Annotated in this window: 13 protein-coding genes; 10 read left to right on the top strand and 3 right to left on the bottom strand. The window is 62.0% G+C overall.

The window, feature by feature from the left end:
• Positions 1-61 precede the first annotated feature (61 nt).
• The 10 genes from HG800_RS03515 (at position 62) to HG800_RS03470 (ending at position 15,342) form a co-directional block, all read left to right on the top strand.
• Positions 62-436, top strand: a complete 375-nt coding sequence (locus tag HG800_RS03515) for a hypothetical protein (protein WP_169973830.1) — start codon at positions 62-64, stop codon at positions 434-436.
• A gap of 7 nt (positions 437-443) precedes the next feature.
• A complete protein-coding gene (locus HG800_RS03510) occupies positions 444-2,477 on the top strand; it encodes a sodium/pantothenate symporter (protein ID WP_169973828.1) in 2,034 nt (677 codons plus the stop codon).
• Between the two features lie 129 nt (positions 2,478-2,606).
• Entirely contained in the window at positions 2,607-3,380 is a 774-nt protein-coding gene (locus HG800_RS03505) for an alpha/beta fold hydrolase (protein WP_169973826.1), read from the top strand.
• Entirely contained in the window at positions 3,377-7,147 is a 3,771-nt protein-coding gene (locus HG800_RS03500) for a CHAT domain-containing protein (RefSeq protein ID WP_169973824.1), read from the top strand. Before HG800_RS03505 ends, HG800_RS03500 begins: the two co-directional genes overlap by 4 nt.
• Before the next feature lie 222 nt (positions 7,148-7,369).
• Positions 7,370-8,608 (top strand): ribonuclease D, encoded by a 1,239-nt coding sequence (locus HG800_RS03495; RefSeq protein WP_169973822.1) that lies wholly within the window; start codon positions 7,370-7,372, stop codon positions 8,606-8,608.
• Positions 8,605-9,447: a sugar phosphate isomerase/epimerase family protein gene (locus HG800_RS03490; protein WP_169973820.1), complete on the top strand. Its 843-nt coding sequence runs from the start codon at positions 8,605-8,607 to the stop codon at positions 9,445-9,447. The genes HG800_RS03495 and HG800_RS03490 overlap by 4 nt, the downstream gene beginning before the upstream one ends.
• 34 nt (positions 9,448-9,481) lie before the next feature.
• Positions 9,482-10,219: a hypothetical protein gene (locus tag HG800_RS03485; protein ID WP_169973818.1), complete on the top strand. Its 738-nt coding sequence runs from the start codon at positions 9,482-9,484 to the stop codon at positions 10,217-10,219.
• 170 nt (positions 10,220-10,389) lie between these two features.
• Positions 10,390-11,271 (top strand): serine/threonine-protein kinase, encoded by an 882-nt coding sequence (locus tag HG800_RS03480; RefSeq protein ID WP_235963229.1) that lies wholly within the window; start codon positions 10,390-10,392, stop codon positions 11,269-11,271.
• A 646-nt stretch (positions 11,272-11,917) separates the two neighbouring features.
• Positions 11,918-13,588: an SPFH domain-containing protein gene (locus HG800_RS03475; RefSeq protein WP_169973816.1), complete on the top strand. Its 1,671-nt coding sequence runs from the start codon at positions 11,918-11,920 to the stop codon at positions 13,586-13,588.
• Entirely contained in the window at positions 13,585-15,342 is a 1,758-nt protein-coding gene (locus HG800_RS03470; RefSeq protein WP_169973814.1) for an SPFH domain-containing protein, read from the top strand. The genes HG800_RS03475 and HG800_RS03470 overlap by 4 nt, the downstream gene beginning before the upstream one ends.
• Before the next feature lie 100 nt (positions 15,343-15,442).
• Here the strand turns inward: HG800_RS03470 and HG800_RS03465 are convergent, their stop codons facing one another.
• The 3 genes from HG800_RS03465 to HG800_RS03455 all read right to left on the bottom strand — a co-directional run bounded on the left by HG800_RS03465 (position 15,443) and on the right by HG800_RS03455 (position 18,937).
• Positions 15,443-16,507, bottom strand: a complete 1,065-nt coding sequence (locus HG800_RS03465; protein WP_169973812.1) for an Ldh family oxidoreductase — start codon at positions 16,505-16,507, stop codon at positions 15,443-15,445.
• Between the two features lie 112 nt (positions 16,508-16,619).
• Positions 16,620-17,429, bottom strand: coding sequence for a PhzF family phenazine biosynthesis protein (locus tag HG800_RS03460; RefSeq protein WP_169973810.1), 810 nt, complete (start codon positions 17,427-17,429; stop codon positions 16,620-16,622).
• 68 nt (positions 17,430-17,497) lie between these two features.
• Positions 17,498-18,937, bottom strand: coding sequence for a protein kinase domain-containing protein (locus HG800_RS03455; RefSeq protein WP_169973808.1), 1,440 nt, complete (start codon positions 18,935-18,937; stop codon positions 17,498-17,500).
• Positions 18,938-19,219 lie beyond the last annotated feature (282 nt).

Below are 19,219 nucleotides of genomic sequence, written 5' to 3'. Positions count from 1 at the left end.
GGTCTAAAAGACCCTCCTTCTGCTTGCCCCGGACCCCATCCAGGACAAGGAACGCCCGCCGATGGCCGAACCGGACGACGACCCCGTTTTTCGCGATTCGAAACGGGAAACCCTTATCATTTTGCTGGCCTGGGCCGCCTGCATGGTCTGGTCGGTGTCGTACTGCTACCTCAACGGTTACACCCGACACGACCGCGTGCCGGGAGAGGTCTCGGCGCTGCTGCCGACGCTCGACCAGCACGACCGGACGCTGGAATCGCTGACGACCCCGCTGGGACTGGGGATTCCCGATTGGGCCTTCTGGGGAATCGTCGTCCCCTGGATCCTCTGCGTTTTCTTCAGCGCCTGGTTTTGCTTCGTTTACATGACCGACGACCCCGAACCGCAAGACCGGGGCGAGGACGAACGGATGGTCAATCCGGCCGTCGAGGACTGAGACGCTCATGACCCACGAATTGGCGACCGGCTTGGTCTTCCTCGGTTACATGGTCGGAGTCTTCGGACTGGCGATCCTGTCCAACCGCCTATTGCAGAAGAAGTCGTTCCTGGCGGAATACTTCCTCGGGAGCCGAGGGCTTGGCGTCTGGGCCCTGGCCTTCACCTTTGCGGCCACGAGTGCCAGCGGGGGGAGTTTCACCGGCTATCCGTCGTTGGTTTATACCTACGGCTGGATCGTCGCGCTTTGGATCGGCAGCTACATGATCGTGCCCGTGGTCACCATGGGCTTGATGGGCAAACGCCTCAATCAGGTCGCCCGACGGGCCGGCGCGCTCACCATTCCCGATGTGATTCGCGAGCGATTTGCCTCGCCAGGCCTGGGCCTGTTCTCCTCGATCGTGATCGTCTTCTTCACGCTGACGAACCTGATCGCACAGTTCAAGGCCGGGGGGATCATCCTTGACGTTCTCCTTGAAGGTACACCCGGCTATCGGGATCAAATCGTCCCTTGGGTGGAGCAAACCGGGCTGCTTTCGCCACTGCTCGCCATCGCTGGGTCCAACACGGGTTATGTGATCGGCCTGCTGCTCTTTTCATTCACCGTCATTGTCTACACGGCTTACGGCGGCTTCCGGGCGGTCGTCTGGACCGACGTCATGCAGGGGATCGTCATGGGAATCGGCGTCTTGATCCTGATTCCCTTTACGATGATGGCTGTAGGCGGATTGAACAAGGCGACCAAGGATCTGGCTGAGCGTCCTCCCCGCCTGGTGGTCGGACTGGCAGCCCAAGACAACGCGATCGAGTATCTTGGCAACACTCGGTCCGATGTCATCGTTCACCACAAGACACTGCCTCCGGCCGTCGCCCTCGACATCGATGGGCCACCCCTGACGGTTGAGGTTTTTGAAGACGAGCAGGACCGCATCCAGATTGACGTCAACCTGGCTGCCCCGACGGGCAGCATCCAGGCCACCGCCCAGGACGTGGTCAAGGCGGTCAACGCCTCTCCCGAGGCAAGCAGATGGGTTTCGGCCTCAATTCCTAAACTCGAACGGTACCCCGATCTGACAGGCGGCGGGACCGCTCCCGTGATGGACGCGCCAAACCACCTGAGGCCCGGCAGCGATCTGGTCTTCGGCCCCGGTTTGAAGCAGAAAGGTCAAGGAGCCGGCGACCCGTTCCATCCGATCGGCATGGCCATCTCGTTCTTCTTCATGTGGGCGATCTCCGGCGCGGGCCAACCAGGAACCATGGTTCGCTTGATGGCCTTTCGAGATAGTAAAACATTGCGCTACGCAATGTTTACCGTCACCATCTATTTCGGCTGTATCTACCTGCCAATTATCTTCCTCTTTACTGCCGCGCAGCAGATCATTCACCCGGCCGAACTGACAGCAGGCTCTGACCAGATCATGCCCCAGCTTGCCAGCCGGGTCGCCCCCTGGTGGCTGGCGGGAATCTTGATCGCTGCCCCGTTCGCGGCGGTCATGTCAACGGTTGACTCCTTCTTGCTTCTGATCAGCTCAGCGGTGGTGCGTGATATTTACCAGAGGAGTATCAACCCCGATCTCTCCGAGCGATCCGTCAAGATCATCAGCTACTCGACGACCGCCATCAGTGGCATCCTCGTGACCCTGATGGCCCTGAACCCTCCTCGGTTCTTGCAAGATTTCATTGTGATGACCGGCGGCGGCTTTGCGGCGACCTTCCTCGCACCTGTCTTTCTCGGCATTTACTGGAAACGGATGACCCGCATCGGGGCCTGGCTGGCGATGGCTGCAGGCTTCATCACGACGGTGATCCTGTTCTCTCCCGTGCTCCTGGCCGCCCCCCTGGCAGCGTTGAATGTCAGCTGGCGAAGCGAGGAAATCCATCTGTTCGGCCTTCATCCGTTGATCTGGGGACTGATCGCCTCATTCGGCCTGGGAATCCTTGGAAGCCTGGCCAGTCCGAAGCCTCCGCAATCGCTCATCAAGCGCTACTTCGCGAATCCCGAGCAGGCGGGACTGAACGAGTCTCCGTCAGCCCAGGTTTGACCGTCTTGAGCCCTCCGCGCTACAATCAGCGAACCGATCCGCCGAACGCAACGGGAATGGTACTCGGGCGATGGCCCTGGTCTGGGCCAGGGCCATCGCCGATCGCTCGCCAGGGAAGGAGCCCCGCCCATGAGGCTAACCTTCGACGAACACGGCACGGGGCCGGCCGTCGTCTTGCTGCATGGATTCCCGCTCGATCGCTCCATGTGGTCCTCACAACTCGGAATGCTCTCCAATCATCATCGAGTGATCGCGCCTGACCTCCGAGGACATGGACAGTCTCCGACTCCTTCCGGTCCTTACCCCATGGAGGACCTGGCGGCCGATGTGATCGAGACACTCGACACCGTCGGCGTCGAACCGCCTTACGTTGTCGGTGGCCTCTCGATGGGGGGCTACGTCGCCCTGGCGATGGCCGATCGGTATCCCGATCGCCTTCGAGGGCTGATCCTCCTGAATACCCGTGCCGGAGCCGACAGCACCGAGGCCGCCGCCAATCGCGAAGTCAGGGCCGCAGCGATTGAGCGGGAAGGCTCCACCGAATCCCTCACGGCCATGGTGGATCTCCTCATTCCCGAGACGTCGCGGCAAGCACGTCCGGAACTTGTCGAGCACGTTGCGGCGATGATCCGTCAGACCTCTCCCATCGGTGCGGCCGGGGTCCTTCGAGGCATGGCCCTTCGGCCCGATCGCCTTGATGTCCTTCGAACGCTGGCCGTTCCAGTCCTCGTGATCGCCGGATCCGAGGATGCCATCGTTCCTGAGGAAGATGCCCAGGCGATGGCCGAAGCCGCTCCGCTCGGAGAGTTGATCATGATCCCCGGGGCCGGGCATCTCACCCCCATGGAAACTCCCGGCGCGACCGACGCGGCCATTCGGTCGTTTCTGGACCGACTGACATGACACGCACTCGGTCTGGCCAGGATGGCCAGCCTACGCCTCCGGCGGCCAGGACGCCGTCACTGGCCCTCGCGATGGTCCTGGCGATCTTGCCGGGTGGGATTGCCTGCGCACCGAGGGACGCTGCCTCCCGAGATCGCGTCGGGGCGCTCGCCGCGTCCAATCCCCGGGCACTGGCCCCTCCTGCAGGCCGCCCCTCGGCCATCGAAGCTCTTTCGTGGGGAGGTTCGCCCGGAGATCGCCGCCTCGGAGCACTCTTTAACGACGGTCGGTTCGCCATCTACCGCCCTATCAGTGGACCAAGTCCGGTTTCGGTCGGGTTGGTTGTCCCAGACCGAGGCACCCTGTCCAGCCTGGCCGTTTTGGCGCCTGACCGTGCCGTGACGGCAGATGACGCGGGACTCGTGCTCTGGGACACCTCCCAGGCGATGGCCCGGCCCATTGATCAAGTGGATTGCGGCTCCGTCGGGACACTTGTGGTGGAACCGATCGGACCGAACGATCTGCTTGCCGGCCTCGAAGACGGTCGGCTCCTCCGATTTCGTCCCGATCGCGACCGGATCGGTGATCCTCGGGCCGAAGCCCGTTCCTCGGGTCGAGCCTCGGGGGTTCGGGCCTTGAGCTTTCTCGACAGCGGCCGTTCCATCGTGGCACTCCGGCAAGACGGGCAAGGCGAGCGCAGACCCAGGCAGCTCAACGGCCCTCCCGAACCGATCGGTCCTGCCCTGGCCGTGACCGAGGTTCGGGATCGGATCGTCCGCATCCTCGGCCCCCTCGAAGACGGCCCAGCGCTCGTCGCGATCGAACGCGACGGAACTCCTTGCTGGAGGTTTCCGCTGCCCGCCAAGGGAGTCGACCTCGCCCCCGTTCTCGGTGGAGACGGTCTGATTGTCTGCTGTGAAGGCCGGATCTTGCTGATGAGACCACCCCGAGAAGGCCCTCCCTTGCCGGCCGAGGTCCGGGGAATCCCCGCCGAAGGCATCACTCGCGTGGCGGTCGATCCCGCCGATCCCTCCAGTCGTCGCGTCGCTCTGGCCGACGGCGGCGGACGACTCCTCGTTTACGATGCAGAGGATCTCGCCCAATCTGCTGCCCCTATTCCCCTGGATAGCGCCGCAGATCTCGCATTTCGACCCCAGCAACGAGCCTATCACACCCGGCCATTGACGGTGCCGGAGGCTTCGACCTCGAGCTCGTTCTCAACCTCCCAGCGACTGGCTGACCGGATCGCGGAGGCCCGTCGCCTGCTGGATCGAGGGGAACTGGACACCTTGCGTCCCTTGTTGCGAGATCTCGAAGCCGACCCGGCCCTTGATCGTAATACTTCGGCCGAGATCGCCACGCTGACCGCGGCCATCCGACAGGAAACTGGCTGGCCTGATCTAGCGATCCGTCATCCGCTCAACCTCGCCCGTGAAGCCTTTACGCTCCGAGGCCGGCTTGACCGCGAAGCCGATCTAAGACTCTGGTCCGGCTCCCTCCTGGTCCCCTCCTTCGACGGCCGAAGGGAGGCCGGCAATGCCGTTCGGATCGAGGAGGCTCTGACCGAGTTTCGTCTTGCCGCCGAACGATATCGCCAGGCCGACCCGAGCCTGGAACGACAGGCCCGAATCGCCGAGGCCATGACCGCCTGGGGACTCCTCGCCCTTGGACGTCCGCAAGCGGCTCAGGCGGCGTTCCTCCCGGTGGACGAGTATGCCAGGCAAGACCCCGTCCTTCGGCAAGCTCCCGAGTTCGACCGTATTGGTGCAGCGCTCGCGGTGGCCCGACGCGACTGGGAAGCGGCCGATCTGGCCAGCCATCGATTCCTCCAACGATTGAATCCGATTCGGGACCACCAACTCGGAATGGCCCGAGAAGCCACCCTGGAGCGGGTGAGTATCCTGGCTGCTCTGGGACGCTGGACCGAGGCCGCGCTCGTTCTGGAGACCGAGCGTCCCGACGACCCCGAATGGACGCTTCGACGCGAGACCGTCCGTCGCCGGGCTGGGCTTGAGACCGAGGCACCAGCCATTGCTCCACCGGAGGGTCCCGCAGATGCCCCGGAAACCGCCGCAATCGCCCACATCCGGGGACGGATCGCGGTCGCCTCCGAGTCGACTCGAGGCGCGGGTGTCTCGCTGCTCGCCGAGGCAGCTGAAGCTCATCGTCGGGCTCGTCGATCAGACCTGGCAATCGAGGCCGATCTGGAGCGTGCCGAGGCTCTGGAACGACTCGACCGCCCCGGAGAAGCCATCGAACTGTTCGCTCGGGCGGCCCGCACACTTGTTACTGAAACGGATCAGACCCGTACGAGAGGTGCGTCTCGTCCGATCGGCGTTGCCACCGGAAGGGCCTTTCGGGGCCTCGCCCGCTGTCAACTTGCCCTGGGCCAGCCCGAGCGAGCCCTCGGAGCCCTCGATCAGGCGGCCCTGGTCGACTGGTTTGAGCGATCGGGAGAGGCCCGCGTTCGATCTTCTGTACTGGTCGCTCCTCCAGGAGGCTCGACGGCTCCTCGCCTCGACGCCGCTCGTCGCAAATCGATCGGGTCCAACCCGAGGCCGTCAGTCGACTCGGATGCCGATGCCCTGGTTCGACAGCTTGAAGTCCGCCACGCCGCTGAGCATCGCGAACTGGCCCTGACCGATCCGATCCGCCCCTTCGATCTGGCCTCACTCCGTCTCTCTGATGGAGAGGCGATTCTGGTCGTGGCGGGGATCGGTCCCGAGTCGCTTAGCGGATTTCTGATCCGCCCTGCTCAGCCAGTCCTCGTCCGAACGCTTCCAATTCGACGGTCGGACCTCCGACGATCCGCGAGACTCTGGCGAGCCGCCCTTGGAGACTCTGGCCGCCCCGACGAGTTGGAACAGGCCGCTTTGCCTGACGGCCTACTTTCCCTCGCTCCCGAGCCGGACCTCGTTCTCCCTCCTACTGCAGAAATTCCAGCTCTGTCGGATGCCCCTCCCGGATCGGCGTTGACCAACGCGGTCTTCGGTCCGTTCCTCGAATCACTGGAAGGCGTTGATCGGCTGATCGTCGTGCCGGACGATGCCCTGGCCGCACTACCACTCGAAGGGCTTTGGGACGAGCGATTCTCTCAGGAATCACCGAGCCTTCAATACGTTCCAAGCCTCTCACTGCTCCGCCGATCCCGGGCGGAACTTCGTGAAGTCAAACCCGCCGGTGCATCAGTGCTGGTTGCTTCAACGGCTGATCCAGTCCTCGGTCTGGCCGTGCGATCCACCTATCGGACCGAGACGACTCAGGTCGACGTGACGAGCTCATCAACGGAACTTCTGACCCGACTAGTCGATGCCAATCGGGTACCACGTATTCTCCACCTTTCAACCATTGCCCTGCTTGATCCGGCCACCTCGCGTTTTGGTCAGCCGGAACTAGTGCTCAGCTCCGATGGAATAGTCACGACTGACACGGAGGAGTCCCGACTCTCGGACTCCGACATCCTCGGTCTCAACCTCAAAGGCTCGCTCATCTTGCTTTGGCTGGAACATCAGCCGAAACCCGCAGTCGCCGAACCGACCGCCTGGCGTGACCTGGCCGCCTGCTGGCTTGCCGCCGGGGCCGACGCCGTGATCCTGAGTCTTTGGGATCCGCCAGCCGACTCCGCTCCTCTCTTTGCCGCCGAACTGCACCAGGGGCTCTCACGGAACCTCTCTCCCGCTGAGGCCCTCGATCGGGCTCGCCAGTCGCTCTCTGCTCGATCCGCGACCGCTGATCCTGTTCACTGGGCCGGTTACGTCCTTTATAAAGCGGGCTCAAGGAATCAATAATCGATTCCTCGCCATCGTCGAGCTCTCGGCATCGCCGTGCGGGCCTTGCACGAGGGGCGCTGTCATGCGATAACGGGCCAACATCGGAACGAGATCGGCTCCTGAGTCCCACTGAGAAGTCGCGTTTCCGCTGCAAAATTGCTGGCATCGACGATCGTGTCGTCGTGCGCGGCAATTGCCGACACTTCAACCTCCTCCGATCCGGACCGCTGACCAATATCGATGCCGGGACGTCACCTCGAACCCTTGCTCTCCACCGACGCCGACCTGGCCGAACTCATCGGCCATCTCCGCGATCAGGGCCGCTTCGCCTTCGATACCGAATTCGTCTCAGAGGAAACCTTCGAGCCGGTCCTTTGTCTCGTCCAGATTGCCACGAAAGAGCGATTGGTCGCCGTCGATCCCCTGGCACGTGGCCTCAATCTCGACCCCCTCTGGGAACTGGTGCTCGACCCTTCGGTCGAGGTTGTAATGCACGCCGCTGGAGAAGATCTTCGCATCTGCCGCCTTCGCACCGGCCGATTGCCCGAGCGTGTCTTCGATACCCAGCTCGCCGCCGGACTGGCCGGTTACGGCTACCCCATGTCGCTGACTAACCTCGTCAATCAATCGCTCGGCATTGCGCTCGCAGGGAGTGAGACGCGTACCGACTGGCGCCGCCGCCCTCTAAGCGAGGCTCAAATCCAGTACGCCCTGGACGATGTCGCCCATTTGCTTGACGTGGCTGACCATCTGCTCGACCGCCTCGAACGCTTCAACCGACGCTCCTGTGCTGAAGGAGAGTTTGCTGCCTTTCTCGAATCGGTCCGCCGACGGGTCGAGGAGGATCGATGGCGTCGGCTCCCTGGTGTGGGTGGATTGAACCGCCGGTCACTGGAAATTGCGCGCCGGCTTTACGATTGGCGGGTCGAGGAAGCACGTGCCAGCAATCGCCCGATCCGCCAGATCATGCGCGATGACCTGATTGTCGGCATCGCCCGCCGTCAGCCGAAGTCGCGACGCGACCTGGAAGCACTGCGAGATTTCAATCGCCCGGCCCTGGTGGCGCGATCGCGAGAGTTGCTCGACGTGATCGCCGAGGCCCTGGCCGTTCCCGATGATCGCCTTCCCGAACCGGGTGAACGCCAAGAGGATTTACCCGGTCTGTCGATGTTGACTTCCTTGCTCAACGCGACGATGGCTCATTGCGCCGCCCGCCATCAGATTTCGACCGGGCTGGTCGGATCAACCAACGACCTGAAAGCCTTGATCCGATGGCACCTCGATGGGCAACCCGAAGGCCGAGAGCCATCCATTCTTCAAGGGTGGCGAGCCGAGGTCTGCGGACGTGTCCTGCTTGATGTCCTGTCCGGCCGCCTGGCCTTGCGCATCGATGACCTTGGCTCCGAAGTCCCGGTCGCCCTGGAGCCTGTTGTCTCCTCCCGTCCCATTGAATCGAACCCGCCCGACGGATCGCCATGAATCGCATCATCAGTTGCTTCACGAACTGCTACGGCCCCTCCGGCGTCCGCACCGCGGCCGAGAAAATCCGCGATGCCGGCATTGAGCACCTCGAACTCGCCCTCCGTGGTCACAACTTCGGCGGCCTGATCATCCCTGAGGACGTCGTCGTCACCGAAAAGGCCGACGACGCCACCGCCTCGGCCTTCTGCGACCTCTTGAACCGCCTCGGCGTGAAGATCAGCGGCTGCAACGTCGGCGGCGGCGATATGCGCACCGACGAAGGAACCGCCCTGACCGAGCGCCGGATCCGGTTCGCTCGCAAATGGTTCAACGTCGACATTGTTGTCTCCGGAGCCAGCCAGCCGACGACCCCCGAAGAGCGCCGGGCCGTCGTCGAGAACCTTCGCAAGGTCGGCGACGTCGCCCAGGAACTCGGCATTATCATCGCGTTGGAAACGCATAAAGGGCCGACCCAGAACGCGGACGAAATGCTCACCTTGATGTTCGAGGTCCATCACCCCGCCGTCCGACTGAACTACGACACCGGCAACATTCTCTACTACAACCCTGGCGCCGACGTCTACGAACAGCTTGAGCGGGTCAAGGATTACGTCCGAAACGTCCACCTGAAAGATTCTCGGGGCCAGCCCGAAGACTGGTACTTTCCCGCCGTTGGCGATGGCGGTGCCATCGATTTCCGACGCATCCGCGAGCAACTCGACGCCATCGGCTTTGCCGGCCCCTACACCATCGAGATCGAGGGGATCGGCGGTGAGCCCGAGCCCGGCCTCGACGAGCGGCATAACCGGATCCAACGAAGCGTGGAACACCTGAAAGCGTGCGGCTATTTCGACTAACTTGCCACCACTTACGCGAGAGGGGGACGGCGTGATGGATCCGGTCGATATCCTGACCATGTCGGTGCGGGTCGCGCAAAGGATCCGGTCGTCCTCCGACCCCGAGCTCACCATCCTTCATGCCTATAGTGCGCTCGGGCTCGATCCTCCGGACGATCGCGATGAGCCGATGGCCGTGCGGGTCGCTCGCCTCGTCGAATGCGCGGGAGACAACCGGCGAGAGTTAGACGAGTTCCTCCAGGAACGTTCCGGCCCCTTGCCCTGGAACCGGACCATCGAGCCCGAGCCCTCGGAACTCCTTGACGCGGACCCGGAGGCCGTTCGTCTGGTCGAGTTCGTCGAAGATCCCTCGGCCGAGGCATCTGCGTTCGATCTCTTCTCCGGTTCCTTCCCTCCCTTCAGCATCGCCGAACGCGCCGCGGTCAGCTATTTCGACCGCGAATTGATGCTCCAGCAACTGATTGAGCAAGCGGCCGGGGCGGGGGCCTCGGTCGATCCGGGACTTAAGGATCTGGCTAGTCGACCGCTCGCCGTCTCCGTTCGAGGCCTGATTGACTATCCGACTGAAATTCCGGTCCTCTTCACGATCGAGACTGGAGAGGAGCCCTGGAACGTCTGGGAGATCTGCTGTGCCTTCGCCGAGCAGTACCGCACGATATACGAGTCGGCCGGGGTGTACGGTGTTTGGGGTCATGACCTTACCGATCTCTGGATCGAACGCCTCTTTTACTATCCGACCGAGCGACTGATCTATCCGTTCATCGGCTCCTGATTGATCATCCCACCCGATTTGACCCTGACGGCTTGTCAGGTCAAGACGATCATCCAGTGCCTCGATCGGGACGACCCCTTCTGGTAAAATCAGCATTTTTCGGCGGGCCATCGGCTCGCTCCGTCGATCGCCACCGACGAGCGTCGGTCAGCGCAGAGCCCGAGTCACGAATGCCCCAAGATCGCATGCCGACCCCGACCGCCTCTCCCCAGCTTGCGAAAATGGATTACGAGGTGGTCCGGACCCTGGGGACCGGTGCAGGAAGCACCATCTTGCTGATCCGAGACACCTCCACCGGTCGCCGCTACGCGATGAAGGTCGTTCGTCGTCAGGGGCCGGACGACGAGATTTACGTCAACCAGGCGATGCAGGAGTACAACGTCTCCCGGATGCTCAACCATCCGAACATCGCCAAGGTGCTCGACTGCAGAATTCGGAAATCATGGTTTCGCACCACGGGCATCGAATTGCTGATGGAGTTTGTCGACGGTTTTGTCCTCGACGACGTGGCATCCTTGCCGATCCCGAAACTGGTCGCCGTCTTTCGCCGTGTAGCTGATGCCCTCGCCCACATGCACCGCCGAGGGGTCTACCACGGTGACCTCAAGCCGGGGAACCTGATGATCTCGAAGGCCGGTGAGGTCAAGGTCATCGACTTCGGCACCGCCTGGATTCGAGGAGAGGACAAGGCCCGTGTCCAGGGCACGCCCTACTACATGGCCCCCGAGCAAGCCTCGGATCGCATTGTCGATGAGAAAACCGATCTGTATAACTTCGGCGCGACGATGTATCGCATGTTCACTGGCGAGTATGCCAACCTCGGCATCCCGGGGCTCGACAACGGCCGGGTCAATCGAGCCCGGATGAAAACCCCCGCCTCACTGGTGGCCGCGATTCCGAAATCCCTCAGCGACCTGATCATGCAGTGCATCGCCCCGAAACCCGACCGCCGACCTTCGGGGATGACCGAGGTGCGCGACCGACTCGATGCCATCGCCTCGGAAATTGGCCCCGAAGCCGATGACCCGATCGATTCTGACGAACTTGGGTAACGTGTTGCCATGACTGCACCCTCGCATGGCATCGGTACGGGGTTCTCCCTTTGGGGGCCTTTCCTCACCGATCAACCTGTCTGTGAGTGTCATCCAGCCGATCGAATCAGGGCGAACCACGAGAGCTCTCGCTTGAGCCGAAACCCTGGGTCATGGTACAGTAAATCTCTTCCCCTTCGGCTGTAAGGGGGTTCAGACTCGTTTTGCACCGGTTTTTCTCGAGATCTTTCACACAATCCAAGGGAGGGCTCATGGCTAGCCGCCGTCGAGGCAAGGGCCGTCGCAAGGTCGGTCGCAAGAAGCGCCGCATGCGCAGCAAGATCCGTCACCGCAAGAAGTAATCTGATCGGGACGGCCCACCCCTCAGACCGGCCGCCCCGAGTCGTCACGGCACGGCCGATTCACCCGCGTCGTACCGCTCTGTCAGGAGCGAGGCCCCGTCGATGGCGGACGGGGTCCTTTCCGTGTTGGAATTCTTCCGGTTATGCAGCCGGTTCGCCCTTCGGAAGCTTCGCGGGGCAATTCATCGAGATGCTATGAATAGGTTGGTCGTTTCGGCGAAGAACTTCCGCCGAGAACCGATCGTCTCCCCACTCCAAACCGTGCGGGGAGAGTCGGTTTCCACGTCCGACCTTGGAGCACATCGATGGCATCAATTGATCGACGCGGTCCGCTTGGCCGCGGCTCAGGGGGGGCACCCTCTCGCTGGTCCGGTCTCATGGTCGGCCTGGTCGTCGCACTGGTTGTCGGCGGTTGGGTCCTGTATGGTGCATGCCGCATCGAGGTCGGCAAAGGCCAACAGGCCGTCTTAATCCGCAAGGTCGGCCACAACCTCGAACCCGGCATGGAAATCGCTGCGGCCTGGACCAAGGAGCGAGGCTATACCAAGGGCGTCCAGCCCGACGTCCTGACCGAGGGCCGTTTTTTCTATAACCCATTTTTTTGGGACTGGGAAATCACCGACCAGTTTCAGGTTCCCGAAGGGAAGTGTGCGGTGATGGTCTCGCTGGTTGGCGAGGAGTTGCCCGAAGGCCGAGTTCTGGCCGATGACACCCAGAAAGGCATCCGCCCGGGCGTCATCGAAGCGGGAGCCCGAGTGGCCTACAACCCTTACGCCACCGAGTTCCTTGTGTTCGATCCGGTCGATGTCCCGACCGGATCCCGAGGCGTTGTGACCTTGCTCTCTGGTCGATCGCCGAAAGACCCAAACGTCGTTTTGGTCGATGAAGGGGAACGTGGGGTTCAGCTTACGACGCTGCCGCCTGGGAAGTACTTCATCAACCCCTTCGAACAGCGCATCAGTGTCGTCGATTGCCGGACCCGAATTTTCGGGCTCAACGACGATGCCGACATCACCTTCCTCTCAGCCGACGGCTTCAATATCTCGCTCGATGGCGCGGTCACCTTCCGTGTTTCCGAGGAGCGGGCTGCCGAGGTTTTCGTTCTTTACAACGAGGATTTCAACGGCGACGCAATCGACGATGAAATCATTGCCAAGATCATCACACCGTACGCCCGATCCATCTGCCGGGTCAACGGCTCGAAGCTCGACGCAGTGCAGTTCATCTCGGGCGACGACCGCGAGATCTTTCAGCAGGATCTGGAGAGCACGCTCTCATCCCGATGTGAGGATCAGGGCATCGAAATTCTTCAGGTCGCCGTCACGTCAGCCTCGGCCCCCGAAGAAATTCGAGCTCCGGTCCGAGCCCGAGAAGTCGCCAAGCAGCAACTCGAGCAATTTCTTCAAGAAAAACTCCAGCAGGAATCGCAGGCGGAACTGCGGGTGAAGAACCTGCTTGCCGAGCAAAAGGCCCGCCTGATCGAGGCCGAGCAAGAGGTCGTCGAGAAGACCACCAAGGCCATGCAGGACCAACAGGTCGCTGTGACCGAGGGAGAGCAGCGGCTCTCTGTCACCCAGACCCAGCTTGAAGCAGCCAAGAACCGGGCTGCCGCCCTGCTGTCCGAGGCCCAGGCCTCGGCCGATGTCATCCGGTTCAAGAACGAGGCAGAGCTGGCTGGCCTTGCCCTCCGTGTCACCGCATTCGGCGGTGATGGCGGATCGCTTGCCCGAAACGTCCTCATCGGGAAACTCGCCCCCGCGTTCCAGTCGATCCTATCGAACTCCGACGGTCCGTTTATGGAGTTGTTCGGCTCCTTCGTCTCGGACACCCCGACTCCCGATTTGACTCCGATGCCAGCACAATCCCCCCGAACTCCCGACCCGTCCGCAGAGGTTGACCCCCTGGCCGGTGGTGACACCGGCGATTCCGAGTCGCTCCCGAAGAACCCCTTCCGAACTGCGGAGACGAACCGATGAACCCCCGAACGCTTCAACGCCTGATCGGGGTGGCCGCGGCCCTGGTGGCCCTCTTTGTCGGCGGCTACCTGATCGCCTGGAAGTGGGTCGTTTGCCGCGTCGAAGTCCCTCCTGGCGAGAGCCTCTTGCTCACCTACCGAGGGCCCTTCCCACCCCTCCGATCGGTGCCGACCGCTCCTCGAGGAACGCTCGTCGAAGTGGACACGCGCGGTCGCCCTCAACAGGTCGGCATTCTTCAAAACATGCTCGGACCGGGGCGACATTTCATCAATCCGCTTGAATACAAGTACGAGCGGATCAAGGATACCATCGTCAAGCCTGGCGAAATCGGTGTCCTTACTGCCAAGTTCGGCGAGCAATTACCACAAGGCCAGTATCTTGCCGATCGGGAAGGGCAGCGCGGGATTCAGCGTAAGGTTTTGACTCCCGGTCGATACCGGATCAATTCCTACGCCTTCGACACGGAGATCCTTCCGGTCAACGCCTGCGTCAAAACCAATGGTGGCGTTCAACACCAGGCGGGAGACGCCCTGCTGATCCCCGCAGGCTATGTCGGCGTCGTCACCAACCGCTCGGAAGATCTTCGGACCTCCGCCCGGCGAGGAACGCTCGATGACGTGCTTCAGCCTGGCATCTATTACCTGAACCCGTACGCCACTCAGATCGACATCCTCAGTATCGGCTACAACGAAACAACCCTCTCAGTCGAGCCGGAAGTTGGCCCCGATGGCAAGCCTCTCTACAAGGCAATCGATTCCGTTCGAGTCGATGCAGCAGCCCCCCTCGGCCGCGATCCGGTTTATCGGAAGGACAAAGGCATTTGGTTCCTCTCGCGCGACGGCTTCGATATCTTCCTGGACTTCACGACCATCTGGGGCATCCTTCCCGACCAGGCCCCCGACGTCATTCGACGATTTGGAAAGGCCAGTGAAGCGGAGCAAAATGTCTTGAAGGTGGTCGAGGAACAGGTCGTTCTGCCGGATATCGGATCGATTTGCCGGATCAACGGTTCTCGTCATGGTGCCGTCGATTTGCTCATCGGCGACAGCCGAGAAGCTTTCCAGACAGACACCTCCGAGGAGCTGGAAGCCTCGCTCAAGCAAAAGAATATGACACTTCTATTCGGCCTGCCTCGTCAGATTTATGTCCCGGCCGAGGTCCGCGAGCCGATTCAACGCTCGAAGATCGCGACGGAAGTGAAGCTGACCAACGACCAGAAACAGCTCACCGCCGAGGCCGAAGGCGACCTGCTGGAGGCCAAGGCCAAGGTCACCCTTGAGGAGCGTCGGGTCGCCGCCGAAACCGAAAAACTGTTCGCCTCTGCACTGGCCGAAGGCGAAAAACAGGCCCGGCAAATCGAGGCCGAAACTGAAAAACTCGTCGCCGAACTCGACGCCCAAACGGCCGCCATTCAGGCGGACATCACCACGACGATCGGCGAGGCCGAGGCCAAGAAGGTCGAGCTCACCAACGCGGCCCAGGCCGAGCGTTACCAGCGTTACGTCGAGACCCTAGGCGGCCCTGAAGCCTACAATCGTTACCTCTTCGCCGAGAATCTTCCCGACGAGCTCCGCCTCGGCATCTTCCACGCCGGGCCCGGCACGTTCTGGACTGATCTTCGGGGCTTCGAGCAAGCATTGCTCGGGAAGCTTGCATCTGACTCGATCGCGCCGGGGGCTTCGACCGACGATCTCCCGGCGGCAAGCCCACCCACTCCCCGTCCCGCATCGGTCCGTAGCTCGGATCGCCGCTAAACCACGTTGATCAAGTCAATTCGATTCGATCCGCTTCAACCCTCGGCCGGAGGCAATCCCCCCGGCCGCGGGTTGTTCACTTTCCAACATGACGGATGACTCAGGCTTCGGATGGCAGTGAAGGAACCGCCACGCCAAGCGCCTCGGCCAGTTCGACTAGCTTCGACCAGTGGCCGTCAGAAAGCGGAATCCCTTCGCGTGATCGGGTTTCCATGACCTTGCGTTCCGGATCCCCGGGCAAGGTAATCGTGTCCACTCCCTCGGCCGTCGGGGTGTTTCGGACGAACCGAGACACACAGGTCGACTCCTTGAGCATCGTCTCCCGACCTGCAAACCGCGCCGGATCGAGCAGGATAAACAACAGGTTGTTCCCTCGGGCTGGCGGAGCCCCCTCGTGGCAAGCCCTCCCCCCGGAAAAACCGGCGGCGAGCATGTCGAACACCAGGGCCAGGCCGAACCCCTTGTACGCCTGCGTTCCCCCCATCGGTAAAATCGAACCCGAGGGTTCGGTATACAAGACGCTGGGATCGGTGGTCGGCTTTCCCTGATGATCGAGCAGCCAACCCTCAGGGACCGGCTGCTTGTTAATATGATAAACACGAACTTTTCCTTCGGCAGCGACACTCGTGCCAAAATCGAGCACGACCGGCCCATCCTCCGTCGGCACAGCGGCGCACAGGGGGTTGGTCCCGAGTCTCGGCTCCAGCCCTCCCGGTGGCGACACCCGCTGACCGGCTCCATTGTTATTGACCGTGGCCAGCAAGACCAGATCGAGGGCCGCCGCTCGTTCAGCGTACTCACCCAATCGTCCGATATGTCCGCAATCCTTCGCTGCTCCGGCCGCGATCCCTAGCTCCTGCGCCTTCGGGATCAGGTGATCCAGCAATCGGTGCGCCTGCACCTGTCCGAATCCCCAGCGTCCATCGGCCACGATCAGGGCCGGTCCCTCACTCTCGATCTGGAGCGCAACGCCCGGCTTATAGGTTCCGTCTTGCACAAAGCTCACATATTGAGGCACGCGCATGACGCCATGCGAGTCGTGCCCTCGAAGGTTTGCACCGACCAGACCCTCGGCAACCACCTTCGCGTCCTCGACAGGCACTCCGACCGCCTCGAAGATCCGGACGGTGAACTCAGTAAGGGACTCGGATCGGATCGTCGGCACGGTATCGGCTCCCTGGTGGCAGTGCGAAGGATCACTTGGGCCCTCGATCATACTTCGCCTTGCCGCGATTTCAACGGCCGCCAGCAGGAGTGAGCCGATCCCCGCGCACGCCTCACGATTCCACCAACTCCCCTCGCATCACCGTGACCGCCCGACCGGCCAGCTCCACCCGATCACCAAGCACCCGAACATGAACCCGGCCACCTCGCATCGAGACCTGTTCGCCTATCAGCACACTTCGTCCCAGCCGATCGTTCCAAAAAGGGCCCAGCGCACAATGGGCCGAACCCGTCACCGGATCTTCGTCCACTCCCGCGGCTGGCGCGAAGAATCGGGAGACAAAATCAATGCCCGGCCGCTCCGCTGCCGCCGTCACGATCAATCCTCGCATCGGTAAACGTCGAAGGCGTCCCAGATCGGGCGACAGGGCGCGAACCTCGGCCTCGTTGTTCAACTCGACGAGCAGATCCATTCGGTTCCCTCCCACGAATCGAGGGGTCGTTCCCAACGCATCGAGCAGGGCGAGTGGCGCCTCTTGACTGCGAATCGGCTCGGTTGGGAAGTCCAGTGCGATCAAGTCACCCGATCGTTGGGCCGCGAGTCTCCCCGATCGTGTCAGAAACACGGCCGGCGCTCCAAGAGGAAGGTGCTGATCTTCCCAAAGCACGTGTGCCGCGGCCAGGGTAGCGTGGCCGCAGAGATCGACCTCGATCGTGGGAGTGAACCATCGCAAGCGATACACCCCGGACTCATCCAGTTTGGGTTCCGGGACCACAAATGCGGTTTCTGACAGGTTCATCTCCCGAGCAACCATCTGCATCCACGATTCGTCCGCCGGACCATTCAGCACACAGACTGCCGCAGGATTTCCCGTAAACGGACGATCCGCAAATGCATCGACCTGAACGACTCGCTGTCCCATCGTATCCGCTTTCCTGAACATACGTAATTCTGGCCCGTGCGCAGTGCACGCGCTTACGTGAAAGAACGTTACACCTCGTCCAGAAAGGGTTCGCGTGCTGGCTTTTGATTTCCCTGACCGGCCAGGAATTGGTCGAGCGCCTGGGGGATTTGCTCGGCAATCTCACGCATGGTCAGTGTGCGATGGCTGGCGTGTGGCTCAAGAGCCCTACGCACGAGATGCGCGAAGGGGGCCGGAACCTGCGCGGCCAGGGTCTCGGGTTCGATCCTGCGGATTGCGTCGAGTGCCTGTAAGATATTGCCCGCTTGAATCGTTGGGCGGCCAGTCAAGAGCTCGAATAGGATCGAGCCCATTGCGAACAGGTCCGACGCAATCGAGGAAGGTTCCCCTCGAACCTGTTCCGGTGCCATGTAACCAGGAGTCCCTGTTAAACCGGCAGAGGTCGCGAGGTCGTCGCTGTCCACCGTCTCCATCGGGTCGGTGGTATGCTCGATCCGTCGCGCTAACCCAAAATCCACGATCTTCGCATGCCCCGTGGCGTCGACCAGGATGTTTTGCGGTTTCAGGTCCCCATGCACGACTCCCGCCTCATGAGCCGCGGCCATGCCCAAGGCGACCTGTCGAGCTATCTCGACCACCTGGGCAATGGTTAACGATCCTGAAGCGATGAGTCGGTCGAGTCGCGTTCCGTCGAGATATTCCATCGCGATGATCGGAACACCATCGCTGTCGTCCACCGCATACACCGTGCAGATGTTTGGATGGTTCAATCCTGCCGCGACCCGAGCTTCATCGAGCAATGACCGCGGATGAGTGCCGACGCCTGGCCGAAGCACCTTCAAGGCCACCGGCCGTTGGAGCGTCTCATCAATGGCCAGAAAAACCGCGGCAAAGCTCCCCTCCCCCAGGTGGCGCTCAATCCGATACTGCCCCAGAACCCGGCCAGGAGCGAGAAGTCGGGTCGGGTCAAGAACCGGGTCGCCGAGTGCCCATCCCGAGGGGCACATCCCGCCGCTCTGGAATGCACCAAGCACGCGGAGCACCTCGTCCGCTCGTCGGCCAACTGCAAGCGCATGAATCGTTTGATACTGAATCCTTCCATCCGGATCAATCAGGAACAAACCTCGTAAGGCTACCCCAGGGGGGTCCTGGTACACTCCGAACTCTCGGCTGACACCTCCTCCCTCGTCGCTGGCCAGCGGAAACGCAAGGGCCCCAAGCCCCCCGCGTTCCGGATCCATTTCAAGCCATCGGCGATGCGAGTCAATGGAATCGCAGCTGATTCCGAGAACCGCGCAATTCATTCGATCAAATTGATCGATGCGATCCGCCAGTGCCGTCAGTTCGGTCGGACAGATCAGGGAGAAATCATTCGGATAAAAGATCAGTACCAACCAACGTCCCTGATAGTCCAAGAGACGGACCCGCCTTGCTCCATAATCCGCCGAGACTGCCGGCAGATCAAAGGTCGGGGCGGGGCGGCCGATCATTGGCTCGACAACGGACATCCGACCATCTCCATCGCAAACGTTTCCGAACGCTCGCTTCACGCGGGAATTCGTGCAATCGCCCTGACGGTTCTACCATAGCGCAACTTCGGTGCGTACGATCCAGCACCTGGCTCCTCACCCAGGCTCCTGATTGGAGCACAAGCGGCAAGCGATGCAGTCCCCTCGTAACTCCCGTTTCCAAAACAACGGAGTTCCCTCGAGTGGTCGCTTGGTCGATCAGCCGGGAACGACGCAGCCCACCCCCTTGTTGACAGCGAGACCTTTTCCTGGTCAATAGAA

The sequence above is a fragment of the Tautonia rosea genome, from assembly GCF_012958305.1.
Lineage (GTDB): Bacteria > Planctomycetota > Planctomycetia > Isosphaerales > Isosphaeraceae > Tautonia > Tautonia rosea.
The sequence above is the reverse complement of the archived record's forward strand: the minus strand, read 5'-3'. Positions and strand labels throughout refer to the sequence as shown.

Excerpts from the sequence above, each read along its gene's own strand:
- HG800_RS03515 (WP_169973830.1), top strand. The coding sequence starts at position 62 with ATGGCCGAACCGGACGACGACCCCGTTTTTCGCGATTCGAAACGGGAA.
- HG800_RS03510 (WP_169973828.1), top strand. The coding sequence starts at position 444 with ATGACCCACGAATTGGCGACCGGCTTGGTCTTCCTCGGTTACATGGTC.
- HG800_RS03505 (WP_169973826.1), top strand. The coding sequence starts at position 2,607 with ATGAGGCTAACCTTCGACGAACACGGCACGGGGCCGGCCGTCGTCTTG.
- HG800_RS03500 (WP_169973824.1), top strand. The coding sequence starts at position 3,377 with ATGACACGCACTCGGTCTGGCCAGGATGGCCAGCCTACGCCTCCGGCG.
- HG800_RS03495 (WP_169973822.1), top strand. The coding sequence starts at position 7,370 with ATGCCGGGACGTCACCTCGAACCCTTGCTCTCCACCGACGCCGACCTG.
- HG800_RS03490 (WP_169973820.1), top strand. The coding sequence starts at position 8,605 with ATGAATCGCATCATCAGTTGCTTCACGAACTGCTACGGCCCCTCCGGC.
- HG800_RS03485 (WP_169973818.1), top strand. The coding sequence starts at position 9,482 with ATGGATCCGGTCGATATCCTGACCATGTCGGTGCGGGTCGCGCAAAGG.
- HG800_RS03480 (WP_235963229.1), top strand. The coding sequence starts at position 10,390 with ATGCCCCAAGATCGCATGCCGACCCCGACCGCCTCTCCCCAGCTTGCG.
- HG800_RS03475 (WP_169973816.1), top strand. The coding sequence starts at position 11,918 with ATGGCATCAATTGATCGACGCGGTCCGCTTGGCCGCGGCTCAGGGGGG.
- HG800_RS03470 (WP_169973814.1), top strand. The coding sequence starts at position 13,585 with ATGAACCCCCGAACGCTTCAACGCCTGATCGGGGTGGCCGCGGCCCTG.
- HG800_RS03460 (WP_169973810.1), bottom strand. The coding sequence starts at position 17,429 with ATGGGACAGCGAGTCGTTCAGGTCGATGCATTTGCGGATCGTCCGTTT.
- HG800_RS03455 (WP_169973808.1), bottom strand. The coding sequence starts at position 18,937 with ATGTCCGTTGTCGAGCCAATGATCGGCCGCCCCGCCCCGACCTTTGAT.